Origin of the sequence: Shinella sp. M27, assembly GCF_049199905.1 — a bacterium.
Taxonomy (GTDB): Bacteria; Pseudomonadota; Alphaproteobacteria; order Rhizobiales; family Rhizobiaceae; genus Shinella.
In genome coordinates, this window is the sequence record NZ_JBLZPK010000011.1 from 61,504 (window position 1) to 85,587 (window position 24,084).

30 protein-coding genes are annotated in these 24,084 nt (G+C 62.5%); 10 read left to right on the forward strand and 20 right to left on the reverse strand.

What is annotated here, in order from left to right; translation table 11 throughout:
- Positions 1–4: 4 nt before the first annotated feature.
- The 15 genes from ACOZK4_RS03480 to ACOZK4_RS03550 all read right to left on the reverse strand — a co-directional run bounded on the left by ACOZK4_RS03480 (position 5) and on the right by ACOZK4_RS03550 (position 13,595).
- On the reverse strand, positions 5–2,125 hold the full coding sequence (locus ACOZK4_RS03480; protein ID WP_421590458.1) for a type IV secretory system conjugative DNA transfer family protein: 2,121 nt from the start codon (positions 2,123–2,125) through the stop codon (positions 5–7).
- Positions 2,122–3,120: a P-type DNA transfer ATPase VirB11 gene (virB11, locus tag ACOZK4_RS03485; protein WP_421590460.1), complete on the reverse strand. Its 999-nt coding sequence runs from the start codon at positions 3,118–3,120 to the stop codon at positions 2,122–2,124. Before virB11 ends, ACOZK4_RS03480 begins: the two co-directional genes overlap by 4 nt.
- Positions 3,117–4,535: a type IV secretion system protein VirB10 gene (gene virB10, locus ACOZK4_RS03490; RefSeq protein ID WP_421590461.1), complete on the reverse strand. Its 1,419-nt coding sequence runs from the start codon at positions 4,533–4,535 to the stop codon at positions 3,117–3,119. Before virB10 ends, virB11 begins: the two co-directional genes overlap by 4 nt.
- Positions 4,532–5,314: a TrbG/VirB9 family P-type conjugative transfer protein gene (locus ACOZK4_RS03495; RefSeq protein ID WP_421590463.1), complete on the reverse strand. Its 783-nt coding sequence runs from the start codon at positions 5,312–5,314 to the stop codon at positions 4,532–4,534. Before ACOZK4_RS03495 ends, virB10 begins: the two co-directional genes overlap by 4 nt.
- Entirely contained in the window at positions 5,314–6,048 is a 735-nt protein-coding gene (locus ACOZK4_RS03500) for a virB8 family protein (RefSeq protein ID WP_313526202.1), read from the reverse strand. Before ACOZK4_RS03500 ends, ACOZK4_RS03495 begins: the two co-directional genes overlap by 1 nt.
- A gap of 154 nt (positions 6,049–6,202) precedes the next feature.
- Positions 6,203–6,574: a hypothetical protein gene (locus ACOZK4_RS03505; RefSeq protein WP_313526200.1), complete on the reverse strand. Its 372-nt coding sequence runs from the start codon at positions 6,572–6,574 to the stop codon at positions 6,203–6,205.
- 16 nt (positions 6,575–6,590) lie between these two features.
- A complete protein-coding gene (locus tag ACOZK4_RS03510) occupies positions 6,591–6,824 on the reverse strand; it encodes a hypothetical protein (protein WP_313526198.1) in 234 nt (77 codons plus the stop codon).
- 55 nt (positions 6,825–6,879) lie between these two features.
- Positions 6,880–7,899, reverse strand: a complete 1,020-nt coding sequence (locus ACOZK4_RS03515) for a type IV secretion system protein (RefSeq protein ID WP_313526196.1) — start codon at positions 7,897–7,899, stop codon at positions 6,880–6,882.
- A gap of 4 nt (positions 7,900–7,903) precedes the next feature.
- The gene (locus ACOZK4_RS03520) at positions 7,904–8,077 is read right to left on the reverse strand and encodes a hypothetical protein (protein ID WP_313526195.1); all 174 of its coding nucleotides are present in this window, start codon (positions 8,075–8,077) and stop codon (positions 7,904–7,906) included.
- Positions 8,078–8,083: 6 nt separating this feature from the next.
- Positions 8,084–8,800 (reverse strand): type IV secretion system protein, encoded by a 717-nt coding sequence (locus tag ACOZK4_RS03525; RefSeq protein WP_313526193.1) that lies wholly within the window; start codon positions 8,798–8,800, stop codon positions 8,084–8,086.
- A gap of 11 nt (positions 8,801–8,811) precedes the next feature.
- Positions 8,812–9,975, reverse strand: a complete 1,164-nt coding sequence (locus ACOZK4_RS03530) for a transglycosylase SLT domain-containing protein (protein WP_421590465.1) — start codon at positions 9,973–9,975, stop codon at positions 8,812–8,814.
- Positions 9,968–12,379 carry a VirB4 family type IV secretion/conjugal transfer ATPase gene (locus ACOZK4_RS03535; protein ID WP_313526187.1) on the reverse strand — a complete coding sequence of 804 codons (2,412 nt, stop codon included), beginning with the start codon at positions 12,377–12,379 and terminating at the stop codon, positions 9,968–9,970. Before ACOZK4_RS03535 ends, ACOZK4_RS03530 begins: the two co-directional genes overlap by 8 nt.
- On the reverse strand, positions 12,376–12,666 hold the full coding sequence (locus ACOZK4_RS03540; protein WP_421590466.1) for a type IV secretion system protein VirB3: 291 nt from the start codon (positions 12,664–12,666) through the stop codon (positions 12,376–12,378). The genes ACOZK4_RS03535 and ACOZK4_RS03540 overlap by 4 nt, the downstream gene beginning before the upstream one ends.
- A 1-nt stretch (position 12,667) precedes the next feature.
- Positions 12,668–12,991 carry a TrbC/VirB2 family protein gene (locus ACOZK4_RS03545; protein ID WP_313526182.1) on the reverse strand — a complete coding sequence of 108 codons (324 nt, stop codon included), beginning with the start codon at positions 12,989–12,991 and terminating at the stop codon, positions 12,668–12,670.
- Between the two features lie 43 nt (positions 12,992–13,034).
- A complete protein-coding gene (locus ACOZK4_RS03550; protein WP_421590468.1) occupies positions 13,035–13,595 on the reverse strand; it encodes a lytic transglycosylase domain-containing protein in 561 nt (186 codons plus the stop codon).
- 236 nt (positions 13,596–13,831) lie between these two features.
- Between ACOZK4_RS03550 and ACOZK4_RS03555 the strand changes: the two genes are divergently transcribed.
- Entirely contained in the window at positions 13,832–14,302 is a 471-nt protein-coding gene (locus ACOZK4_RS03555) for a hypothetical protein (protein ID WP_421590470.1), read from the forward strand.
- Positions 14,292–14,798: a thermonuclease family protein gene (locus tag ACOZK4_RS03560; RefSeq protein ID WP_421590472.1), complete on the forward strand. Its 507-nt coding sequence runs from the start codon at positions 14,292–14,294 to the stop codon at positions 14,796–14,798. The genes ACOZK4_RS03555 and ACOZK4_RS03560 overlap by 11 nt, the downstream gene beginning before the upstream one ends.
- Here the strand turns inward: ACOZK4_RS03560 and ACOZK4_RS03565 are convergent.
- Complete coding sequence (locus ACOZK4_RS03565; RefSeq protein ID WP_313526171.1) at positions 14,748–15,005, reverse strand: hypothetical protein; 258 nt, start codon at positions 15,003–15,005, stop codon at positions 14,748–14,750. The two genes, ACOZK4_RS03560 and ACOZK4_RS03565, sit on opposite strands and share 51 nt — an antisense overlap.
- A 453-nt stretch (positions 15,006–15,458) precedes the next feature.
- On the opposite strand from ACOZK4_RS03565, the gene ACOZK4_RS03570 reads away from it, so the two are divergent.
- Both ACOZK4_RS03570 and ACOZK4_RS03575 read left to right on the forward strand, forming a co-directional pair.
- Positions 15,459–16,238 (forward strand): hypothetical protein, encoded by a 780-nt coding sequence (locus tag ACOZK4_RS03570; RefSeq protein ID WP_421590474.1) that lies wholly within the window; start codon positions 15,459–15,461, stop codon positions 16,236–16,238.
- A gap of 708 nt (positions 16,239–16,946) precedes the next feature.
- A complete protein-coding gene (locus ACOZK4_RS03575; RefSeq protein WP_421590475.1) occupies positions 16,947–17,204 on the forward strand; it encodes a hypothetical protein in 258 nt (85 codons plus the stop codon).
- Between the two features lie 74 nt (positions 17,205–17,278).
- On the opposite strand, the gene ACOZK4_RS03580 is transcribed toward ACOZK4_RS03575, so the two are convergent.
- Both ACOZK4_RS03580 and ACOZK4_RS03585 read right to left on the reverse strand, forming a co-directional pair.
- The gene (locus ACOZK4_RS03580; protein ID WP_313526162.1) at positions 17,279–17,851 is read right to left on the reverse strand and encodes a UbiX family flavin prenyltransferase; all 573 of its coding nucleotides are present in this window, start codon (positions 17,849–17,851) and stop codon (positions 17,279–17,281) included.
- Positions 17,848–19,359, reverse strand: a complete 1,512-nt coding sequence (locus ACOZK4_RS03585; protein WP_313526160.1) for a UbiD family decarboxylase — start codon at positions 19,357–19,359, stop codon at positions 17,848–17,850. The genes ACOZK4_RS03580 and ACOZK4_RS03585 overlap by 4 nt, the downstream gene beginning before the upstream one ends.
- A 107-nt stretch (positions 19,360–19,466) precedes the next feature.
- Here ACOZK4_RS03585 and ubiT point away from each other — a divergent pair, with 107 nt between their 5' ends.
- The 3 genes from ubiT to ubiV are packed head-to-tail and all read left to right on the forward strand — an operon-like array spanning position 19,467 to position 21,884.
- Entirely contained in the window at positions 19,467–19,973 is a 507-nt protein-coding gene (gene ubiT / locus ACOZK4_RS03590; protein WP_421590478.1) for a ubiquinone anaerobic biosynthesis accessory factor UbiT, read from the forward strand.
- Positions 19,964–20,941 (forward strand): ubiquinone anaerobic biosynthesis protein UbiU, encoded by a 978-nt coding sequence (gene ubiU / locus ACOZK4_RS03595; protein WP_313526154.1) that lies wholly within the window; start codon positions 19,964–19,966, stop codon positions 20,939–20,941. The genes ubiT and ubiU overlap by 10 nt, the downstream gene beginning before the upstream one ends.
- Positions 20,942–20,951: 10 nt before the next feature.
- Positions 20,952–21,884, forward strand: a complete 933-nt coding sequence (gene ubiV / locus ACOZK4_RS03600; RefSeq protein WP_313526151.1) for a ubiquinone anaerobic biosynthesis protein UbiV — start codon at positions 20,952–20,954, stop codon at positions 21,882–21,884.
- Between the two features lie 8 nt (positions 21,885–21,892).
- On the opposite strand, the gene ACOZK4_RS03605 is transcribed toward ubiV, so the two are convergent.
- Both ACOZK4_RS03605 and ACOZK4_RS03610 read right to left on the reverse strand, forming a co-directional pair.
- The gene (locus ACOZK4_RS03605; RefSeq protein WP_313526148.1) at positions 21,893–22,354 is read right to left on the reverse strand and encodes a hemerythrin domain-containing protein; all 462 of its coding nucleotides are present in this window, start codon (positions 22,352–22,354) and stop codon (positions 21,893–21,895) included.
- A 9-nt stretch (positions 22,355–22,363) separates the two neighbouring features.
- The gene (locus tag ACOZK4_RS03610; RefSeq protein ID WP_199564264.1) at positions 22,364–22,519 is read right to left on the reverse strand and encodes a hypothetical protein; all 156 of its coding nucleotides are present in this window, start codon (positions 22,517–22,519) and stop codon (positions 22,364–22,366) included.
- A gap of 99 nt (positions 22,520–22,618) precedes the next feature.
- Here ACOZK4_RS03610 and ACOZK4_RS03615 point away from each other — a divergent pair, with 99 nt between their 5' ends.
- The 3 genes from ACOZK4_RS03615 (at position 22,619) to ACOZK4_RS03625 (ending at position 24,076) form a co-directional block, all read left to right on the forward strand.
- Positions 22,619–23,179 (forward strand): cytochrome c oxidase subunit 3, encoded by a 561-nt coding sequence (locus ACOZK4_RS03615; RefSeq protein WP_313526144.1) that lies wholly within the window; start codon positions 22,619–22,621, stop codon positions 23,177–23,179.
- Between the two features lie 10 nt (positions 23,180–23,189).
- Complete coding sequence (locus tag ACOZK4_RS03620; RefSeq protein ID WP_313526142.1) at positions 23,190–23,465, forward strand: cytochrome C oxidase subunit IV family protein; 276 nt, start codon at positions 23,190–23,192, stop codon at positions 23,463–23,465.
- A gap of 158 nt (positions 23,466–23,623) precedes the next feature.
- Positions 23,624–24,076 (forward strand): c-type cytochrome, encoded by a 453-nt coding sequence (locus tag ACOZK4_RS03625; protein ID WP_160862022.1) that lies wholly within the window; start codon positions 23,624–23,626, stop codon positions 24,074–24,076.
- The last annotated feature ends 8 nt before the right edge of the window (positions 24,077–24,084 follow it).

Consider the following 24,084-nt stretch of genomic DNA (forward strand, 5'->3'; position numbering starts at 1 on the left):
GGCGCTAACTGTCGGAAAAGGCGGACGCTATCTCTTTCTGGACCTTCTTGGCCACCCGCTTCTTCGCGAGTGCGTTTTCGAGGGCGGACAGGATTTTCTCAAGCGACTTTTCCGCGTCGGCCCTTCGCTCTGCGCTTTTTCTCATGGCGGATTTGAAGTCCTGCCCGCGGGCGTCCACATCCCTGATAGCCGGTCCCTCGCGATGTTCTGATTTATGCGGAGCCGGTGAAGTGTACAGGTGACCTTCAGGATTCTTCGTCTTCGAGGGCGGCGCGGCGTCCGAACACCTTGCGGCAAACTTCGCTCCCGCTGCCGCAGGTGCAGGAGAAGGCCAGTCTGCGGATGCGTTGCTCTCGAAGTCCAATTCGGGAAAGGGCGTTGCGGGGCCGACGATGGATTGAGCCTTTTGCGCCTGGACCCGCAACCATGCCCGCTTCATCAACTCGCCATCAGCATAGTAGAAATTGCGAACACCGAATATCGGCTGCTGGTTACGCAGCTTGATGATGCATCTGGTCTCGTTCATCGCGCCGAGCTCGTCGGGCCGCATAAGCGGCCGCATCGTTGTCTTGTGCGACATGGTCGCGCCCTTGCGATCGAACAGGGTTACACCTGTCGACACCGCTTTGTCGACCGTGACTTCCTTCCGTTCGCCGAGAAGCTGCGAGACATAGCGCTGATCCTCTGGATCCTGCGCGCCGAGGAAGATCTGCGCGCGTGCCGAGTTCACCAGCGTCTGCCGGCCCTCGCGGGTATAGACGTTGTCGATCGAGCGGAGGGACTGGACGAAGAACCAGCATGGAATGCCATACCCGCCGAGCACGGCAGCGACGGTCAGCGCGTTTTCCAGCTTGCCGAGGTTCTGGAATTCGTCGAGAAGCACGAGCACGCGGCGCTCGCCGCGCTTCATCATGTTGCGCGACATGTAGTCCATGAACTGGACCATCAGCACATTGAAGATCGGCCCAATCGAGGCGATCTGCTGGATGCGGAAATCCAGATAGAGGCTCATGTTGTCGCGCCGCATCGCGCGGATGTCGAAGGTTGACCGCGCCGTCGCGCGCAGGATGCGATTGTTCTTGAAGGGGCGCACGGCGGCGGCGAGGGAGCCATAGACGCCGTCGAACTGTTTGCTGGCCATAACGGCAAATCGGGCGAGGGTGGTATAGGTGAAGGAGCTGATCCACTCGGCGCGAAGCTCGGGATTGGCAACCTCCTCCAACCACTCGCGGAGCGGCTGATCTCCACCCTCGACGACATTGAGGACGGTCCCAAGGTTCTTGTCCTTGTCGAGAATACCGGGGTTTTCCAATACCCAGGATGTGACGCCGGCAAACAGCGCTCGACCATCGGAAATCCAGTAGGCATCGCCCTTCGGCGTTGGCAGCAGCGCGGTCGCGATGGAGTTGATGTCGATATCGCGCTGGTCCGGGTCGATGGCCACGAAATCCAACGGGTTATAGCATTCGGTATCGCCATTCTCATCCGCCGGCGAGAATCGCAGCACCCGCGAGAATTTCGAGCGATAGCCAGCCGTCGCCTCATAGGTCTCGCCACGCATATCGAGCACAACGATACTATCAGGCCAGAGCAGGCAGTTGGGGACGATCAGCGAGGCGCCTTTGCCCGACCGCGGCGGCCCGATCACGAAGCCGCCGACGTCATCGCCATCGATCCAGAGCTTCTTGCCGCCGAACAGCATGGGCTTCAGGAACCGCCGCCGGCCGGACCCGCGCTGCGTGAAGCCGCCCGGTACCCTTATCAGGCTGCCGCCGATCCGGCCGACGAATACGCCGCCGGTACGGGTAAGGCCGAGGGATCGCGCTTCCAGCGGGGTCAAAAACCGCGCATCCGTCGATTTCTTCTTGCCCGTCATCGCCGTGATGAGCATTGCGAAACCAGCAACTGCGCCGGCGCCAGCCGCGATGGCGGGCCGATGCCAGTCGCCGGCGGCGAGGTCGAGACGCGCCGCGCGATAAGACGCGAGCATGTCGTCCTGCAGCGCCTGGAACATCCAGGTCGAGTTGTCGAAGGCACAATAGAGGCCGGCATAGGCAAGCGAGGCGACGAACACTGCCATCGCAGCCGCGATGACCAGTCCGAACAGCAAGATCGCCGGGTTCACAGCACGTCTCCCTTGGTGAAGATGATTTCCGACACGACGCGCCGTCCGTCTGGGAACCGATGAAGCTGCACAACCACCGGAATCACCTCCTTCAGATAGTCGATGATCTCGTGCTTCTGCAGCCGAACGCCACTTTGCATGACCATCAAGGCCAGACGGTCATAGGCGTCGCGAGCGGAATTGGCGTGGACCGTGGTCAGCGAGCCGGGATGTCCGGTATTGATCGCCTGGAGGAAGGAGAACGCCTCCTCGCCGCGAAGTTCGCCCAGCATCACGCGATCGGGCCGCATGCGTAGCGACGCTTCCAGCAACTGCTGTGGCGTCACCTTGGCCCGGCCCTGATCTCCCTTCGACGCGAGCAGGGCGACGGTATTCCGAGTAGGGGGCTTAAGCTCGCGCGTGTCCTCGATCGTCACGATGCGTTCCTCGTTTGGAACCTCCTTCAGAAGCGCATTGAGGAAGGTGGACTTGCCGGTCGAGGTGCCCCCGGAGACGGCAATCGAAACCCGCGAACGCACGGCGGTTCGGAGAAACTGCATGACGTCGACATCGCCCTGCAGCATGGCGGCAAGGGTCTCTTCGGCCGGTGAAAGCCTGAGTTGGCGACCAACCCGCGTATCCTCGAAGGCACCGCGGCTCTTGTAGACGTCCAGGCCGATGTCATGGATGACCTGCTTGCGGATGGAGATCGCGCCGCCGGCGGGTGCTGCCGGGGGCAGCACGCACTGGAAGCGCTCGCCGGTCGGAAGCGAGGCCGACAAGATGGGATGTTCCTCGTTGACAACCTGGTTGGTGGAGCCCGCCACCCGCTCGCTGAGCATCCTGATCCAGTCGGCGGTAAACTGCGCGTCGACAATACGTTCCATCCCGGCGACGCCAAGTCGCTCGATGAACACCTCGCCGGGGCGATTGACCGAGATTTCGGAGACGCGATCGTCCGAGAGGAACGGCTTCAGCCGTTCAAGAGCTTTATCGAGAAACGGGAACTGCTTCATTTGTAGACCGGCGCGATCGGATAGTAGGGCGTCGGGTCGACATTGCGGCGGATTTGGCCACCGCGCTTCAGGCGCATCATCTCCTGCCGGACCGGGTCGGCATAGAAGGCGGAGAAGTCGAGATCACGCCTGAGATAGACGATGATCGACTCGCCCTGGGAGACATAGATCGTCGGCGGGATCTTCGAGCTTTCCTTAAAGGCTTCGTTGGCGATGTCCTGGAGAACGGCCGACGATTTCTCGGTGGCGATCGAACGGGCTTCAGCGGCCGTGCGGCTCGGTTCCGTGGTGATCGTCGTCACCGCGCCGGTGATCGGATCGACCGTCGAGATCGACCGGGCGCTTTCCGTGGCGGTATTGCCCATCGCCGAGATATATTCGGCCGCGCCGCCGATCACCGACAGCATGATGGCCGATCCGAAACGCTCCCAGAAATGCGTGTCGATTTCACCGGTGAGCCCAGCGCGGCCGAGGCGATCGGCGCCAGGGGAAGCGATCTCGACGGAAACGCCGTCCGAGCGGATGACGCGGGACCAGACGATGAAGATGCGCTTCTGGCCGCGGGCCAGGCCGGAATTGTACTCCCCGATCAGCCGCGAGCCCTTCGGAATGAGGATGCGGCCGCCGTCGAGAGAGCGAACATCCTCGCGCACGACGGCGCGCACCATTCCAGGCAGGTCGGTGTTGATCGCCGTCTCTAGGAAACCACGGATCATGGTGCCTTGTGCGAGCAGCGCATCCGTCCGATCGAAGCGGGTTGCCTTAACGATGCCGGCGGTCTGCTTTTCCGACTGGGCGAGGAATGCCTTGTTGGCATCGCTTTCCGCGCCGGGGACGGCGACGAGCTGGCCATCGTCGGCGATGGTCACAGCCTGGTCGCCGGACAGCGTCTCCCGGGTCGAGCCATCGAGGACGATTTGCTCGGAGCGCAGCCGTTCCCACCGCGCTTTCTCCTCATCCGCCAGCCGCATGGCCTCCAGTTCGGCGAGACGAGCGTTTTCTTCCGCGCGCCGGCGGGCTTCTTCCATCCGCAGCCGTTCTTCCTCGGCCTTGCGACGCGCTTCCTCGATCTGCCGCAGCTTTTCGAGATCGTCGCCCTGGTTGACAGTGACGTCGACATCAGCGGAATCCACCGGCTTCTTCTCCGCGACCGGAATCTCCACCAGGTTCGGATCGGCCGCCTGCTTGACCGGCTCATCAGGGAAATCGCGGATGCTGGAATTCGAGGTCTCGAAGCTCTCACCGCTGCCTTCGGAGAGGCTGGGGTTCTGTGGTCCGGTCGGCCAGTTGACGTATGCCAGGACGCCCACGCCGACGACGAGCAGGACCGGAAGGGCGAGCTTGCCGAGGCGACCATTGCGGTCGCTTGCCACGCTGCTTTGTCCATCGAGATGATCGAAGTCGATTTTGCTCACCGCTGGCGCTCCTCTTTGTGGCCGAGGCGCTTCGGCCCGTAGGCGTCCTCGACGAGGTCGAAGGATTGGCGATTGGCCTGCCGGTTATAGAGGCAAAGCCATTTGTCGCCGGCGCGCAGGGTGAACTGTGCCGCGATCTTGTCGACGACGACATATTTGCCTTGAGTGCGCAGGTTCACGAGCGACTCTTGACGCTTACCCTCGACCACGAAGATCGCGGGGATTTCGTCGGGGAACTCCAGGTACATATGCGTGCCATCATCGAAGGCGACGCGCGGCTTCAGGCTCGTGTCGCCCTTGAATACGTAATCGTAGTTCAGGCGGTTCGGATCGAGATCCTTCAGCAACGGATCCTTTGCGCTCTCCTGCGCGGCGGCCAGCAGCCGGGCATTGACGTCCTCATCAGGATATTTGAACCGCACCTGAAACGCGGCGCGAAGGTCGGCCGCTGCGGACCCTTTGAGGAGCAGGGCATAGACGCGCTGGTTGGTGACGATATTGACGTTGGTCTCGGCATTTTCCCGCAAGGGCTTGACGAACAGGATGCCGGATCCCTTCTTCGGCACGATCGACCAGCTGGCGGTGTCGCCGGCGGAGATCGTCTCAATCACCTCGGAGCTGCCAAGCTGGATCATGGTGGAAACACCGAGACCGGCCGGCACGGTGACGACGGCATTGTTGTTGAAGGTGATGTAGCGGATGCGGGGATCGGCCGCAGGCGAGACGGTCGCGGTAGCGAGCAGCGCGAGCGCTGCGAGGGCGAGGATAGGTTTCCGCATCACCGCACCGCCTTGTCCGCCGGCAGAACTTCGGGCAGCGATTCCTGGTCGCGCCTATATTCGGTAGCCTGGAAGCCGAGCGGATTGTCAAAACGATATTCGTTCTTCAGCGGCGCGGTCGTGTAGCGGAAGCGAATCACCGAGACCCAATGCTCGCGGCGCAGGGTGTTGTCGCGGCGGGTTTCCGTCGAGAAGCGGACGGTTGCCGTCGAGGCATTTAGAAAGGATACCGATTTGATGGTGACGGCAATACGCGTGTCGCGGCCGAGCAGCTTGTCCTTCGACTGCGGGTTCGACGGCTCGAATTCGTGGCGGAGGTCGGCCGCGGCCTGCCCGGTCGAATAGAGCTGGGCGAGATCGTAATTGTCCTTCAACGCCCTCGGATCGTAGGTCTCGCGCGCCCGGATATAGCGGACGATGTTGGCGGTCTTGATGGCATCGTTCTCGGGAAGCTTGCTCTCGTTCAGGGACCGTGCGACCTCGACGAAGCCGGTGGTCTTGTCTGCGATCACCACCACGGCCTCGAACTGCTTCAAGGGAACGAGGAGATTGAGGGCTGACAGGCTGAGCAGCGTGGAAATGCCGGCGACGGTTGCGACCGTCCACGCGATCTTCCGCGAGCGGCGCTCCTTTCGATAAAGCTCGGCCTCCCAGGATGCGCCGGCTTTCCAATAGGCGGTGAGATCGATCGGCGGGGTCTCTGGCGTGTTTCCTGCGGCGTCTTCGTTGGTCATTTTGGCATCCGGTGATCGCCGACGGCGAAGAAAGAAACTATAGTTTATTCGCTTGGCAGAGCGATCTCCTCGACCGGGTGGACCGGCATCGGGATCAATCCGCGAAGCCTGAGTTCAGGGAGCGCTCAGTTCCTCGGTGCAGCCGAACGAGGCCCTAGCTGCACCGGCGCATCAGTGTTTTCTTGGACGCCGTATTGGAGAAGAAGAAGGAGCGATCGCCCTTCACCTCGATCGTGACGGTATCTCGGTCGCCATCCGCTTCGTCGGCGCCGGCCTCGATCCACAAAACATCGAGCGTATAGGCACTGCCGTCCTGTTTGACGGACAGCACCTTGCCGGCGGTCTTGTTGGCGCCGATGGCCTTGTCCTCGACATAGATAAATGCGGCGGCCGCGGCTTCGCAGCCGCTTTGAGCGGGCGCATAGGCACCGGTCAGCACAGGAAGGATCGAACTTGGCGATTGCGCCTGCGCCGCCCCGGGAAGCAGCAGGCCGAGCGCAAGCATCATCGACACGATTTTCTTCATTCTCACGCCTCCTTGTTCAGAAACCGAACAATGCGCTCAGGCTTTGGGCATAGCCGGCGAGCGTGTTGTGAAGATCGCTGCAATAGTCTGCGAACGGCTTGATGAAGATGACGACCAGGATGAAGACGACGGCCCACTTGGCTTCCCCTGGCTTCGCGTCCGATTTGGATTGTTCGGCGATCTCTTCGTTGATCCGGATTTGCTCGTGCATGGCGCCGTTAAGGCGCCGAGCTTCGTCGAGATTTCGCATGCCGGTCTCCTCTTGCCGAAACTATATTTAACTCGCCACGCCGGCATGTTCCACCTCAAAGTTGGCCATTTTTCTCGGTTTCGCGTTGGATTTCTCTCGCTCGTGCGACCTTCACGTCTGCAGCGGTCCGGCGTTTTCCAAGACCCGCCGACATTATTCTGGCTCGCCCTGTTACCTGTCTTGTCGCCCATAGGGTGGAGCGCCAACCGCCGAGCGCTGGGGTGTCTCCCTGACCGAGTGGCATGCCGCCGACGATCGCGCTCGCGAAGGAGGGAATGAAACGAAACACCACGATCCCGAGGAGGCAGACGATCACGAAGGGAGCGACATAGGAGAGCTTGCTTTCCGTCGCCGTGTTGTTGGCGGTGTTGATGGCGAGCTCGATCAGCTGGTAGAGAAACGCGAGGAACGCCATCATCAGCGTCTGCGTCACCATCAGGTTGACCATCAGCAGTAGCCAGCCGTCGGTGAAGCGGAAGGTCCAGCGATAGAGCGCCAGGATGATGAACACCGGCGCCAGTGCAAGCGTGATGAACAGCATCAGCTTGGCGGCGAGGATCGCGGCGGCCGCGACGGCGATGAAGATCATCGCGACGACAAAGACGATCGCACCGATCAGCGCGCCGACATATTCGAAGGTGCCTGTCGCCACCTGCTCATAGATCTTACCCGCGGTCTCGAACACGGCGTCGAGGATTTTCACGACGCCGGTCGTGTCGCCCGTGCCGCCATCGAGCGCGCCACCGGAACCCGCGATCGATTCGATGATCGTGTCCGAGATCAGGTTGGGCACGGACTGCACCAGCTGGTAGAGGGTGGCGGAGAACGCCCCCCAGTTCGTGGCCATATAATAGATGGCGAAGGCGCGCCCGAGCCGCCAAGCCGCCTCCGGCACGGAGAAGCCGTCGCGGCCGGCAAGGATCATGTATCCCCACCAGATGACATAGAGGGTGAGCATCGACCCGAACAGGACATTCACCTGAAGCGCAAGGCCGTCATAGGCGTTCTTGATGAACGTCTCGCCGATGCCGTCGAGCTTCGCAAAAATGTCCGAGATGATCGTGGTCGCTGCCATTGGCCTATTCCTTCAGCACGGGCGCGAACACGTCGTTGACCGGCCAAGCCGGTCCGCATAGGTCATCGGCCGCCGAATATCCCGAGATCGGCGGGCAGGGAGCCTTTTTCTCCCCCTTCGTCTGGCAACCGGCGAGCAGGACCAGCCCCGCCAGCATCGTGGCAACGAGCGAACGCATGCGGCCTCACTTGAACGGGTTGATGTCTTTGTATTGCAGCATCTTGGCGGTCTCTGATTGCTGGGTAAGCCGCATCTGCATTTCGGTGTTGAGCGCCGAGACCGCGCCATTCGAGACGCCGATCAGCTCGTTGATGGTGCGCGCCGTCTCCAGCTGCATGCGGGTGTTAGCGTCGACCGAGCCCTTGACGTCCTCGGCCGAGCCGATCTGGCCGGTGGCCGACTGCAGCGATTGTTCGCGCTGCGTCACGCCTTTCGTCGCCTGCTGCGTCAGGGCCGAGAGTAGCGCGACCGTGTTGACGGCACCCGAGAAGGCGTTGTTCATGGCGCCGGCATCCTCGCCTTCGACGACCGCCTTGACCTGCTTGACGAGCTGAAGGCCGTTGATCAGCGTGGCCGCGATATTCTGCGCGTCGGAGCCGAGCCCGCCGAAGGAAAGCGTGCCGCCATTCATGATCGACGAGAAGGACGGCGCGGCCGAGACCGACATATTACCGCCGAGACCGGTCGAGGAAATGCCCATCGACCCGTCGCGGCTGCCGGAGAGCGCGCCGAGGATTTCCTTGGTCTTTTCCAGGATGTTGGTGTTGGTCTTCATGATCTCGCCGGTGTTCTCGGCGTTCTTCTTGGCGATGGCGAGATTGGTGTTGTCGATCACCGGAATGTCCGCGAGCGCCGGCGTCGCGAAGATGAGGGCGGTGGTGATGACGAGAAGCTTGTTCATGGAAAACCCCCTTAATCGGCCGCGTTGGCGGCGTTCTGAATGGATGAGAGATTGTCGCCGATCGAGCGATTGGAGCCACCGGACGACAGAAACTCGGTATCAGCGTCCTCTGCCGCCACCACGGCGCAGCGCGGCCAATCCTCGCGCGGCACCTTCATCTCTTCGAGGATGACGGGGTCGCAGCTGTACGGATTGACCTTCGAGTCCGATTTCAGCGTCTTGGCGGTCTCGGATGTTTTCGAAAGCCGCATCTGCATACGCACCTGCAGTAAATCATTGAAAAGGTTCCGGGCGGTGATCAGGTTGTTCAGAAGCTCGGCATTGACGGCGCGCGCCAGCGTATTGTCGTCCCAGGCATCCTGGTAAATTTCCGACGCGCCGACGGAGGCCGACAGCGCATCGATGCGCCGGCCCGCCTCCTGGACGCGCGCCGAACTCGCGTCGATCCCGGAAACCGCCCGGTCAACCGCGCCGGCCGCGGCGCTGTTCGAGCTGCGGGTGGCGCCCGAGCCATAGTCGACATAGGATTTATACGAGGGCGAGGAGATATCCTCGATATTCGAGCCGCCGGCATAGGCGTTGAACCAGGTGTGGTTCCGGCCGACCTTGCCGGCCCAGTTCTTCTGCTCAGCCGCAGTCGATCCGTTGTACCAGGAGGCGAGGCAGGCATAGTCGGTGCTGCCGCATTTGTTGACGCCCATGCCGAGATATTTGACGCCGCCCTCGATATTCTCCTCGTTGATGTCGCGGTCGAAGCCCATGCCCTTGCCGGTCCGCTTCGTCAGCTGCATGACGCCCTTAACGCCGGTCGGCGAGCCCGAGCATGTCGAAATCCCCGACTCCGCATGCGCGACCGACAGCGCAAGGCCGACGGGCACGCTGTACTTTTCCGCATAGTGCTTGATCAGTTCGACGTTTTTTGCGTCTTCTTTCACGGCCTGCGCCGGCGAGCGGTAAAGCCGGCGGTTCTTCTCCTTCTGGGAGATGTTGCAGTTGGTGAGCTCCTGCTCTTCGAGCTGGTCAGCCTGCGTTTCCGTGTCCTTCTTCGAGTGCTCCTCGTCCTCAGCACGCTTGTCCTTCACATCGTCGTCGATGACGGGAATATCGGCCCAGGCCGACGGCGCTGGCGCTCCCGCCATTGTCGCGGACAGCAGAAGAATGATCGCTCTACGCATCGGTCGCCTCCGGGATGGTCCAGCCGCAAAAGTGGGGAAGCCAGGCCGCCGGCGCGTCGCCATAGGTTTCGCGCAGCGTCTGGCACTCGCGCACCGTCTCCGGCCGCCCTGACAGCACCTTCACCAGATCGGGCATCGCCGAGAGGTCAAGTCGGGCGATGATCGAGTCCTGAGCGTGTTTGATGAGAAAGGTGCGGCTCGCCTTGTCCGCCTGTTTGACGAAGCGGAATTCCTTTTCCGAAAGGCCGAATGCCTTACGGTAGCTTTCCTCGTCGGCGGACGCGTTCGGGAAGAAGATGTTCGTCATCGTCTGCTCGATGATCGTGTTGCGCAGATCGGAGCGCACGACGTCGGCCGCCGATTGCGTGCCGAAGCCGACGATGCCGTTCATTTTGCGGATGGTTTTGAGCCAGTCCTTGATGAAACCCGAGAACACCTCGTCATCGAGCAGCCGCCAGCCTTCGTCGAGAAAGATCATCGATGGGTGGCCGTCGAGGATTTCCCCAATTCGATGAAACATATAGAGGAGCGCCGCCGAGCGCGTGCGCTTGTCGGAGAGGATCTCCGTCATGTCGAAGCCGATGACGGAGCCGTCGAAGTCGAGCTTGTCCGTTGGGTTGTTGAACAGCCAGCCCTTGTCGCCCGTGGTCCATTCCTTCAGCCGGTCGGCCAGATCGCCGATCCCCGACCGCATCCGGCCGCGCATCGCCTCGGCAAGCATGTCGAGCCGGCGCTGTGGCCGCTCGAAATCGGTGTAGATGCTGTCGACCGCGTCGGAGATGACCGCCATTTCCTCCGCATTGAGCACCCGGTCCGAGGGCGTGACGAGATAGGAAACCAGCGTTTTGCCGAAGCTCCGGTTTGCCGGCGTGTCGTCGAGCTGCAACGGCGCGAAGCCGGTCGGTTCTCCCGGCGACAGCCGCTCGTAGCGGCCGCCCATGGCGCGCACGAAAATCTCGCCGCCCCGATCCTTGTCGATGAAGACGCAGCGCGGGCGCGGCTGGATGCGCATTCCCTGGGCAAGCAGGAAGGAGAGAGCGACGGTCTTGCCTGAACCGGTCGGGCCGATGACGGTGAAGTTGCCGACATCCGCCTCATGGAAATTGAAGAAGTAGGCCGTCTGGCTCGTGGTCTCCAGCAGCGATACCGGCATTCCCCAATGAACCTTGTGTGTCTGCCCGGACGGAAAATTATGCGCCGAGAATAGGCCGGCGAAGTTCACCGATGAGATCAGGCCCTGCCGGGCGATATAGGCGAAATTGGTCGGCAGTTGCGCCCACCAGGCCGCTTCCAGATTGAGGTCTTCACGCACGGCGACGACGCCCATGCGCGCCAATTCGGCGGTGACGTCGGCCACCGCCCGGTTCAGCCGCGGCAGGTCGCGCTCGAGGAGCGCGACGGTCATATGGTGCTTGCCGAACACGACCTCGCCGGAAGCCAGCCGGTCGCGCGCCGTCTCGATATCGTCCTCGACGACCGTGCCGCCGTCGTCGGAGTTGGAGATCTGGCGGCTGATCGTGGCGATCGCTTCGGTGACCGTGGTGCGGTCCTCCGGCGCAAAGGAATGGGTGAGAATGAACTCGTAGGGTAGACGGAGCAGCCCGTCGAGCTGGCCGGGTGTCGTCATCGGCGGGTATTCCTTGATCGACACCATGGCCGCTACCTTCGACGTCGCGCCGTCGGCCGACCAGATCTCCGTCGCCTTGCGGCCAAACATGATCCGGCCCGTCCCGACATAATCGGCGAGCGACATGCGGGGCAGGGGCATGCTGCGCTCGTCACCGGCGGCGAGGATTTTCGCGAAGAATTCGGCCGGTTCGGAATAGAGGCCGCCATCGCGCGTAACGCAGGAGAGGATCTCCGGGCGATAGGTGCGGAAATCGCCGACGATGCCAGAGACCATGTCCTTGAGGTCGCGCAACGCCTCGCCCCTGGCCTCGACCTCGTTGTCGGCCATTCGGAAAATGTCGAACATGCGGTCGACCTTGCCGGCGCGCCCGGTCATCGGTCGCCGGATGACCGTCAGATAAAGCTCGTTGACGAACATCGTCCGGTGCTGGAGGCCATCCATGTAGCGGGCGTTCAGCTCGTCAGCGAAAGGATTGTCGAAATCGCCATCGATGGCGGGCGCGATCTTGCGCCGGATAATGGTGGCATAGAGCGCGAAACGCGACGAACCGAGCGAACGCACCGTCATGTTGCGGTTGGCAAGACGCGCATTGATCTCCGCTTGGTCCATGGTCTGGTAGGGCAGGCCGGAAAGCCGGATCACCTGCAGCAGCAACCCGGACTTGGTGACGATCGTCTCCTCGTCGACATGGCGAAGGTAGGGAACGTGCGTGCCGATCCCCAGATCGCGGGCGCGCTCGCGCCCGAACTTCAGGTCGTGATTGACAATGTTCATGGGGCGTAGCTCCCCGCTTTCCAGAAGCGACGGTTACGGATCGCCCTGCGCATCGAAAGAAACACCTTCGCCACGCGGACGAAGTGGATGTCGCGCTGGCACAGGTAGAGCCCGATGAAATGGACGGGCAGCACGACCAGCGGCGCGAGAAAGCTCGACGATGCGATGAAGATGACGATCCCGAAGATGCCGTTCACCACGAACACGATGATGTCGACCCCGAAATATGTCGGCGGCCGGGTCAGCGGCTGGATGAGCGGTTCGACATCGGGCGCATCGTCACGCATGTCAGACACCCCCTGCCGCCTTCATGGCGTCGACCAGCTCGGCGGCGCCAAAGATGATGGCGATGCCGATGACGATGGAGATAGCGCCCTGCCAGGCCATGCGGCCGGTCAGGAACAGGAAGCCGAGGAAGCAGACGGCGATGATGGCGAGCGACCGAGCGACACTGCCCTGCAGGACGCCGACGAACCATTCGAGGATGCCTTCGACGGGCGCGGCCGACTGCGCATAGGCAAGTTCGGGCACCAGGGCGATTGTCGTCGTGAGCAGCGCCAGCGACAGGACGGCCTTGCCGCGCGGGCGCGGCGTGATCGGGGTATTGCTCATGCGAAGTCCTTCATGTCTTGGGAGGATGATCGGGGGACCAGCGCTATTCGGCGGTCCATACGTGTTGGTCGCGCCAGGGCGAAGGCGCCAGCGCAACGGTCTCTTTTCGGGGGAGGCGGTTTCCGCTGCGCTTTTCCTGCGCCACGGACGCCTTGGCGTTCAGCGTCCAGCGGTTCATCACTTTGACGATGTACTGGGCGGTCTCGTTGAACTCGGGAATGCCGCCTTGTCTGTAAACCCGCTCCGGGCCGGCATTGTAGGCGGCGAGCATCAGCAGCGGATCGTCGAACTCCCCGTAGAGCTTCTTGAGGTAGCGGACACCGGCGCGGATGTTCTCCTCCGGGTCGCAACGGTCGGTCACGCCATAGTCGGTGGCGGTCTCCGGCATCAGCTGCATGATGCCGACGGCGCCTGCTTCCGAGACTTGGTGCTGACCGCCGGCGCTCTCGACGTCAACCACAGCGAGCGCCAGATCGGGGTCCAGGTCTTCTTCGGTAGCGATGGTCCGCACCATCTCCAGAACGCGGTCCGTATCGATCGGATCGCAGGCTTGGGCCGCGATCGGCGAGGTTGAGACGAGGAGGAAAAGCAGGGTGGTTTTCAATTCGAATGTCCGGGTTGCCGCGTTTGCGAATAAACTATAGTTAATTCGCGAGGGATTCTTCTGTCAATTCAGAAATGGCTTTTTCTGCAATGCGCAAACAACTCAAGGTTCTCAGGATAGCCGCTTGGCTCCTCGTCGGAGGCGCGGAATTCGCCTTTGCGGAGGGTGAAGATCCCTATCGTGAGCCGTCGCCAAACAATCTTCGACAGTTCCGGGAAGAGGGGACGAAGACGTTCGTGCTGGAGCGCTTCGACGCCGAAGGTAGGCTTGCGGCGCGGTCTGTGGAAAAGCTTGAAGGGGAGGTCGAAATCGGCGGCCCGGTCGAGCGGATGATTGCCGGCCGGCGGTTCTCTCTGCGCGGCCTGAACGCCTGCCCGACGGAGAAAGTCGTCTATAATCGGGTTCAGTCCTGGAGCTGCGCCGACGCGGCACGCGACTATGCCGAAGCGGTCTATAACAGGCGCGCCGGCGTCATCCTCTGCAAGACCCTGGTGCTGACGCCGGCCGCTGGCGAGACCACTCCGGCCTCATGTTTCGTCCTCGTCGGCGGCAAGGGCGAACCGTTCAAGACCGTCAACGATGACGACAGCATGGTCTTTCTTGGCCTCGCGGCAATCGGGCGTACACCGGACGGTCGATCCCGCCGCCCGGACCTCGAAGCATCGCAATCGCTTTCACGGTCGATGGGGTTTCAGAATGCGGATTGAGCTTTCTCTTGCCATCGTCCTCCTGCTGGCGACGACGGCGCGCGCGCAGGAGGAGACCATCTCGTTTCCCGCGGCCGTGAGTTTTGAAACAGGCGATAGCTGGCAGTACGAAGGCCGGAAATTCAGGCTGTTCGGCGTGCAGGCATGCATTCGAGGAACGGTTTATCGTGCCCCTGACGGCGCTGAAAGCGATTGCGGCATGCAGTCGATTGCATCTCTTGCGGCGCTGTTCTCGACAGGTTCGATCGGTTGCCAGCCGGTCAGTCGGGCCAAGGACGATGCGACATTCGTCGTCTGCGCCGCCCAGCTCGACAGCACCACCGTCGATGTCGGGACCGCGCTGATCTCTTCCGGCGCGGCGTTCACCGCCGTGTTTCCGTCCGGCGCTCCTGTGTCATCAGCCTATGCTGTTGCCGAATCGTCGGCCAGGGACAGCGCGAGCGGCCTATGGTCGGGGGCGTTCACCCATCCTGTTTCCGTGCTTCTGGACAAGTGACCAGATCGCCGTGAAGTCGACATGCAGGCACTCGGCGATGGCGCCGATCTCCTTGACCGTCAGGCGATGCCAGGCGCCGGCCTGAAGGTATTCCAGCCGCTCTTCCGAAATACCCGTCATTTCCGAAAATTCATGGAGCTTTGTCCCTCGCTGTCGAAGCTCCTCCGCGAGGAATTGCACAAGTTCGGCGGCACTCTCAATGGCCATTTGCGGTCATCCTTTCCTCGTCCTGTCGCACGGCGTCGAAGGGGCGGGAACCGCTGGCCCTGATCGCGGAGTATGGCGGAGGATCGTTCGATAAGCTGATGGCGGAGCGGGCGGATACGAGACCGCCAGACTCCAGTTTTGTCGCGCAACCTCTACACGAGTTAAAAGCGGCGTTTTCGCGGTGTCTCGGCTTTTTGGTTGGTTTACGAATAAAATATAATTACTGTCGTGACTCGCTTCGTCAGCAATCGAGCGGTGGAGGCGCCATGCCGTAGACAAAATAAAACCCGCCTCGGAGAGACGGGTCGAGTGACACACGAAAATGTGCGCAAAAGTCTTATAGCCACCGATTTTTTCGCACATTGACGCAGCCGCTGCAAGTTAATTCTTGCCACGGATACGTGTGTCCTCCGCGCCGGTCCCTCCCTGATCATCGTTGAGAATGGAGAGATCATGCTTGCCACGATCCGGACGGCCTATGGGCCGAGCCTATTGGCGCGTCTGCTCGTAGCGGACACGCAACAACAAGTCGATGAGTGCGCGAAAGCGGCCTGGGTGCTGAACGGCGAAGGACTGATCGCCGACGATGAGATGGAATATCTCGCTCCTGTCATCGAGCACCGGCGGATGTCGATTGGCACGGGAGCGCGAGCAGCTCGCACGAACGGATGCGCCCGTCATTGCCGTCCGGCGATTCCCCTGCACAAGCGGGCCGCCTGCTGGCTTCGCCGGCGGGGGCTCGCGAAGGACTGCATCATTCCGACATGCCTTGCCCAGGCCTTCACCGTCAGCAAGCTTGCGGTGCTCTCCGTCATCGCACGTGCGGTGATGGATCGCGGCCAATCGACGATGTCACTGCCTGAAATCGCCGCGCGCGCCGGCGTCGGATGCACGACAGCGCGCTATGCCATTCGCGACGCTGCAAGGTTGGGCCTGATCAGCGTGTCCGAAAACCGCATCAATGGGTTCTGGAACCGCCCGAACACGATCAGGATCGTCTGCGTACGTTGGCTTCGTTGGCTGAATGAACGCGCGGCATACCGCGCACAAAAATCAACGCGCTCGACGGGGCGCAACTATTTCGGTACCCCCCTCAGAAATCTGATCCCCACGATTGAAATTACAAGATTCAATCCACAGACCACTGTCCTACACGCCGCAGTTGGAGGCATTTCTTCGTCATGCTGGAGGGGCTGCATCAAGCTGCGCAGCGGTGAAGTGCTTCTGGAATAGAATTCAGAGATCGGCATGATGCCAACGCTGATCGCTTGGGTTATCCTAGTTGCGTTGGCTATGTGGCCGCGATGGTCTTCGTTTGCCGAGCGCGTGGGTGGAGCGGCACCCGCAAAATCCGAATGCCGCTTTCCGTCTCGGGCTTAGGCGTCTTTCGTCGTCTCGACACGCGGGAGAAGCACCGTACTCTGCATGTGCAAGACGAGATCATCGGTGAGCTTGCGCAGCGCCGTATCGAGCGCCGTTCACGAACCGCAGCTCCCTCCGGCAGCGCCATGCCGTGGACTACTTGCTCGGTATCCCTGAAGAAATCTGAGGGCATCGGCATATTCATGGCGCATTTGCGCAATCGGGCGGGAGCATGTTTTGCCCCTGCCGCATCAGGGGTAAGAGGATCTGCTCCTCAGTTGCCATGTGGTTTTCCAGTTCCACCTTCAGTGCGCATAGCGTCTTGTGCGGCGGAGCGGTGGATCGAATTCCTGCGACGGACCAGTCAGAGAACGATCTGGAGCTTCCCGCACCCGGCGTGAGGCTGCTTGAAGCGACAAGCGGCCACTGAACCCGAAAAAGCCGGCGCTTTCGGGCGACGGTCCATCTGTTCTCGTAGATTGTCGCGCGGAACCATCCTGGCCAGACCTGTATCCAAGTCTTCTGACCGGTATCCTCTGGTGCTGTCTCGCTGTGGCGGTGATGGCACATGCCTCGTTGATGAGCGCGGTACCGGCTGACGGCGCTGTCGTCAATGCACTGCCAAAAACCCTGCCTATGTCCTTCAGCGAGCCGGTGTCGCCGCTCGTGCTGCGGCTGGCACCGGATTTCACGGCTACCACGCCGAGAGAAGTGACTTTCGTGCTTTCCAATATGCAGGCGGATATCAAGCCGATGCGCCGGAAAGCCATCTTGGAGGCCGACGGCGTGGGCGTGACGCTGACGTCGTCTTGCCCCGCGCCGGACGATGGCGCCTGAGAGTCGATATTCTCGTCAGCGACTTTGAAGTCGTGCGGTTGCAGGACACGGTCCAGATCAACATAGGGCTTCGCTCAGCCTTGCCAGCTATTCGCCAGGGGCGGCTGGGAGAGGGCGAGCAGGTCGATGGCGCGGGCGGCGAGGTGGTCGATGATCTCGGCGACGGAGCTTGGGCAGTGATAGAAGGCCGGGACGGGCGGCATGATGATGGCGCCCATCTCGGTCGCGGCGACCATGCTGCGCAGGTGCCCGAGATGCAGCGGCGTTTCCCTTGCAAGCAGGACGAGGCGGCGGCGCTCCTTCAATTGCACGTCGGCGGCGCGCGTCAGCAGCGTGTCGGTGCGCCCGGTGGCGATGGCGGACAATGTCTGCATCGAACAGGGCGCGACGATCATGCCGTGGACCGGAAAGGACCCGCTGGCGATGGAGGCGCCGACGTCGCCGACCGGGTGGTGATGGTGAACGAGGGAGGGAAGCCGCTCGAGCTTGTCAGGCGCGCATTCCAACGCAAGCGTGCGCCGCGCCGCGTTCGAGACGACGAGATGGGTTTCGATATCGGGAAGTGCTGCCAGCCTTTCGAGGATGCGGACACCGAGTGCTGCGCCCGATGCGCCGGAGATGCCGACGATGACGCGTTCGGCCGTCATGCGCTCGTCTCCCCAAGGCCGAGCGTCTGCCAGAGGCCATCAATGCGAGCGGTCACATCTGGCGACATGGCGAGGGGCCGACCCCATTCGCGGTCGGTCTCCGCGCCGATCTTGTTGGTTGCGTCAAGGCCGAGCTTGCCGCCGAGGCCGGATTTGGGCGAAGCGAAGTCGAGATAGTCGATCGGCGTGTTGTCGATGACGACAAGGTCGCGGCTTGCGTCGAAACGCGTGGAGAGCGCCCAGATGACATCCGGCCAGCTTTTGACATCGATATCGCCATCCACGGCGATGACCAGCTTGGTGTAGCTGAACTGCGGCAGCATGGACCACAGCCCCATCATCACACGCCGCGCCTGACCCGGATAGCGCTTGTCGATGGAAACGACCATGGCACGATAGGAACAGGCCTCGGGCGGCAGCCAGAGATCGCGGATTTCGGGAAACTGCCGTTTTACCAGCTGGACGAAGAGATCGTTCATCGCCTCGCCGAGCCGCGAGGGTTCATCGGGCGGACGGCCGGTATAGGTCGAGAGATAGAGCGGGTTCTTCCGCATGGTGATAGCCGACAGCGTCAGTACCGGGAAGGCTTCGACGGAATTGTAGTAGCCGGTATGGTCGCCGTAGGGGCCTTCGTTCGCCGTCTCCCGGGCGGAGACCGTGCCCTCCAGCACGATTTCGGCGCCGGCCGGAATGGGCAGCGGCACGGTGATGCCCTGCGCCGTCTGCTGCCGACGACCGCTGAGCACGCCGGCAAAAGCCAGTTCGCTCATGCCGTCAGGCAAGGGCATGACCGCTGAGAGGATTGTCGCGGGATCGGCGCCGATGACGATCGCGACCGGCATGTCTTCGCCATGTGCCTGCCAGAGCCGGTGATGGCGCGCGCCGCCGCGATGCGCCAGCCAGCGCAGGATCAACCGGTTCTTGCCGAGCTTCTGCATGCGGTAGATGCCGACATTGGTGTCGTGGGGATCGTAAGGCGCCTGCGTGATCACCAGGGGCCAGCTGACGAGCGGCGCCGGCTCGCCGGGCCAGCAGGTCTGGATCGGCAGGCGATCGAGATCTATGGCGTCCCCCTGCCAGATCGTGTGCTGGCAGGGTGGGCGGGCGATGGTGCGCGGGTTCATCGAAAGCGCGGCTTTGAGATGCGGCAGCCTCTGCCAGGCGTCCCGCATCGATCGCGGCGGCTTGGGATCGCGCAGGTCTGCCAGGAACGAAGCAAGCTGCGGCAGGCCGCCGGCCTCCAGGCCGAAACTCCATTCGATCCGCTCGCGGGTGCCGAAAAGATTGGCAAGGAGTGGAATGGTCTGGACAGTGCCGTCAGCATCGACCGGTTGCTCGAAGAGCAGCGCGGGGCCCTCCTGTGCCAGCACGCGGCGATGGATTTCGGTGATCTCGTGCACCAGCGAGATGGGCTCTCGGATGCGTTTCAGCCGCCCTCGCTGCTCCAGCAGAGCGACGAAATCCTGAAGGGTGTCATAGCGGCGGGGAATGGAGTTCTCGGCTTTCATGCCGAACTTCTGCAGGGGAAAAACAGCGTGGTCTTTGTGCTGGCGCAAACACTTGGGGGCCGTGGCTCCCTAGGCTTTGTGCGTTCCTTCCCGTCAAGGCGAGCTGCATGCCCCATCTCTCTCCCCTCCTTGCAAAACCCGTCGAAATCGTGCCGCTCTGGTTGGTGGAGCGCGTAGCGCGCACCATCTTTGCCGGTGTGCTGAAGGGGCACCCCGATCTTTTCGACCGTCTCGGCGAATTCCAGCAGACTCGCTATTGCTTCTCGCCTTCTGATCTCCCCTTGCATTTCCGCGTCGTGCCGGCGGCCCGGACACTGTCCGTCTTCCGCGGCGAGCCGCCTCTGGCGGACGCGCGCATCGAGGGGCCGCTCGCGTTGCTGCTGGGCCTTATGGAAGGGCGTTGCGATGCCGATGCGCTGTTCTTTTCGCGCGATCTCTCGGTTACCGGCGACATGGAGGCAATGCTGGCGCTGCGCAATGCACTCGATGACAGCGCCATCGATTTGCCGCGGGAACTCGGCGCGCTCGCGGGTCCGTTTTCGCCGCTGGTAAGCAAGGCTGCGTGCCACATCCGGACGTGGGCGCTCGAGGGGAGGGACGCGGCATGGAACTGATCTGCCCGGCCGGCACCCCTGCCGCCTTTCGCGAGGCGATAGAGGCGGGCGCCGACGCCATATACTGCGGCTTTCGTGATGAGACCAATGCCCGCAACTTTCCGGGCCTGAATTTCAGCCGCGAGGAGCTGCGCCAGTCCATCGCGCTCGCTCGCCGCAGGGGCGTCCAGACCTTCGTGGCGCTCAACACCTTCATGCGGGCGGGCGACGAGGCGCTCTGGTACTCAGCCGCCGACGATGCGGTGAAGGTAGGGGCCGACGCTCTCATCATCGCCGATTTCGGGTTGATGGCCTATGTGGCGGAGCGATATCCCGAGCAGCGCCAGCATGTTTCCGTCCAGGCGTCCGCCTCCAATCCGGATGCGATCCGCTTCCTCGTCGAGGCCTTCGGTGCCAAGCGCGTGGTGCTGCCGCGTGTTCTGACCGTGCAGGATATCGCCCGGCTGACGCGGCAGATCGATTGCGAGGTGGAGGTCTTTGCTTTCGGCGGCCTCTGCGTCATGGCGGAGGGGCGGTGTTCGCTCTCGTCCTATGCAACCGGCAAGTCGCCCAACATGAACGGTGTGTGCTCGCCCGCCAGCCATGTCCGATACCGGGAGGAGGGCGGCGCACTCGTCTCCGAGCTCGGCGCCTATACGATCAACCGCTTCGGCCCCGGCGAAGCCTCCGGCTATCCGACGCTGTGCAAAGGCCGCTTCGATGTCGGCGGCATGGAGGGCTATGCCTTCGAGGACCCGGTTTCGCTCGATGTGATCGACGAGATCGATGCGCTGAAGGCGGCCGGCGTGTCGGCCCTGAAGATCGAGGGGCGGCAGCGCGGCAAGGCCTATGTCGCGGAGGTTGTTTCCTCGCTGAAGAAGGCGCTCGGCGCGACGCCGACGGAGCGCGCCGCGCTTGTTTCCCGTTTGCGGGGGATGAGCGAAGGACAGCGCACCACCTCCGGCGCCTATGACAAGCGCTGGCGATAGGAGACAAACAATGGAAACGAAACGGGCGGCGCTGAGCCTCGGGCCGATCTATTATCTGTGGGACGGGCCGAAATGGCGGGATTTCTATTTCCGCATCGCCGATGAGGCGGATATCGACCACGTGACGCTGGGCGAGACTGTCTGCTCCAAGCGCCAGCATTTCAGCGAGCCGCATATCGCCGACGTCATCGAGCGCCTGGAAGCAGCCGGCAAGCAGGTAACGCTCTCGACGCTCGCCATGGTGACCCTGGAGCGCGAGAGCCGGCACGTGCGCGACCTCATTCGCGACAGTGACCACAGGGTGGAGGCAAACGACCTGTCGGCCCTTGGGCTCCTCAAGGGGCGGCCGCATTCCATCGGACCGCTGGTCAACGTCTACAATACCGCGACGGCGCGCACGCTTGCCGCACGCGGTGCGGACGTGATCTGCCTGCCGCCGGAGCTGCCTGCCGTCTCCATCCGGCAGATGTTGCAGGCCATGCCGGACTTTGCCTTCGAACTCTTTGCCTTCGGCCGCATGCCGCTCGCCATTTCCGCGCGCTGTGCCCATGCCCGCTCGAAAGGACTGACCAAGGACAATTGCCAGTTCATCTGCGGCGAAGATCCCGACGGCCTGCCGTTGCGCACGCTCGACCGACAGTCTTTCCTCGTTCTGAACGGCGTCCAGACGATGTCGAACAGTTGTGTCGTGCTCCTGGATGATCTCGCGCCGCTGATAGAGGCAGGCCTCGCTCGCGTCAGGCTTTCCCCGCAGGATTGCGACATGGTCGGGATTGCGGCTCTCTACCGCGCGACGCTCGATGGGCGGCTCGAAGGGAAAGAGGCTCTTAAAGAACTGGAGAAAGCGTATCCCGGCATACCCTTTTCGAACGGCTTCCTGCACCAGCAGGAGGGGGCCGCCTGGGTGGCGCGGGGGCGCAGCGCGACGACGGCGGATGGATGACAAGCATTTCAACCAAAAATCTTGCGCTCATCATCCTTTGCGGCCAGCAGGCTTTCGAGGATCAACTTCTCTGAAAAGACGTGGCGGCGCAGGCTTTCCTGGAAACCGCCCAGCATGCGCGCGATGGTGTCGGGTGAAAGCCCGCAGCGATCGTCGGCGATGGCTTTGAGGGTGAGCGACAGCTCCTCTGCCGCTAGGCGGTCGCAGCGGTGCTCGGCCTTCAACCGATCGATGGTCATTGCGGCGAAGCAGGAACCGGCGTGGCGGTCGAAATCCGGGAAGAGCAGGCGCTCCTCCAGGTCGTGTACGGATTTCAGGAGCGGCGGGATGGCGTCGGCAAGCTCTCGCAGCTCTCCGGCGATGGTGGGGTCGCTGGCGGCTTCTTCGAGGCGCAGGCATAAGTCGAGTAGATCGCTATGCAGGGTTTCCAGCCGACCGATATCGGCGGCGGTGAGGTTTTGTCCGCTCATGCTTCCACCTTATTGGCCGAAGAACAATACGGCGGCGATGACCACGGAAGCGCCGACGGCCGAGACTGTGCCGGCGCCCTGGAGCACGCCCATGCGGTAGAGCATCAAGGCGAAGCCGATGATGACGGGGGTCGCGACGAGAAGGCCGATCTGCGCGTCGGTCATGAGGGTATCCTTTCCTTTGTCGCTATCCTGCTGCGTCCGCGCGCGCTGGTCTTTGTGCCGGCGCAAAGAAGGTCTCGTCTTGCTCGGTTAAAAAGGGGCATGGCGACGACGGATGATTTCAGCATGGCGGTGACGAAGGCGCAGGGTGGCGAGGGCGACGGTCTGCTTTTGTGGATATTGGTCTGGAGCGAGCTTGCCGCCTTCGGCGTGCTGCTCATCGCCTTCATGATCATGACGATGCTGGACCCCGATGGTGCCGCATTGTTCCGCGGCCACCTTCATCCCGGTCTTGCGGCTGCCAATACGATCATCCTCGTGCTGAGCGGCTGGCAGGCGGCGCTCGCCGTCCGGCTCGGTGCTGACGGCAAAGCGGTCCGTCGCTCCCTCGTGCTGGCGGCTCTCCTGGGTCTTGCCTTCGCAGCCGTGAAGGCTTTCGAATACGCGCTGGAGATCCGCTCCGGTATCGGCGGTCTCGGCCGGCTTGCCGAACTCTATTTCCTCGTCACGGGCTTCCACCTGCTGCATGTCGTTTTCGGTGCGGCGATCCTCTTTCTCGTCGCCTGGCGGCCCTCGCGCGGCAATGTCGTGATGATCGCGACGCTGTGGCATGCGATCGATCTTGTCTGGCTCGTGATGTTCCCCATCGTCTATCTCACCTAAGGATATCCGGATGACCCGACAGGCCCGCGAACAGTTTTTCGCCACCCTCGCCATGCTGCTGACGCTTGCCGCTGGTGGCGCTTTCGTCGGCGGTCTTTCGGGCGGGCTGCTTGTGCCCATCACCGCCGTGCTCGTCATGGCCTATGTCAAGGGGCGTTTCATCGTGCTCGATTTCATGGAGCTGCGCGCCAGCCGCGGTGTCCTGAAGTCCGCATTGCTCGCCTGGCCGGCGGTTCTTCTGTCGCTGGCGCTCGTGCGCGCCGTTACCGCTTCGCTCATCGGCTGACGAACCGTCCCGCTCTTTGCCTGCGCGCAAAGAAGCCTTTTCCCGCCGCGCTAGAACGGAAGCGTCCCGCATCGTCGGCGAGGGGATCGCCGGCACCCAACTTCGCGGGGTTTGACGCCAGTGCCCAAAGGGTTTCTGGCCAAGGAAAGGACCAGGGGATGGCAGAGCGCCTAACCAAGACCGGGGCCCGCAACGTCTTCTATGGCGGGTCCATCTTCTTCTTCACGATTTTCGTCGGGCTGACCGCCCATTCGCATTACTACATGCGCACGGTCTCCACCGACGAGACGACGCTGACCGACAGCGTCGCGCGCGGCAAACATGTCTGGGAAAAGAACGCCTGTATCAATTGCCACACGCTGCTGGGTGAGGGGGCCTATTTCGCACCCGAGCTGGGCAATGTGTGGAAGCGCTATGGCGGCGTGGAAGACCCCGAAGGTGCACGCGAGGCGCTGAAGGCCTGGATGGCCGCCCAGCCGAGCGGCGCGGAAGGCCGGCGGCAGATGCCGCAGTTCAATCTCACCGAACAGGAGGTCAACGATCTCGCCGACTTCCTCGAATGGACGAGCAAGATCAAGACCCAGAACTGGCCGCCGAACGACGCCGGTTAAGGAGAGAC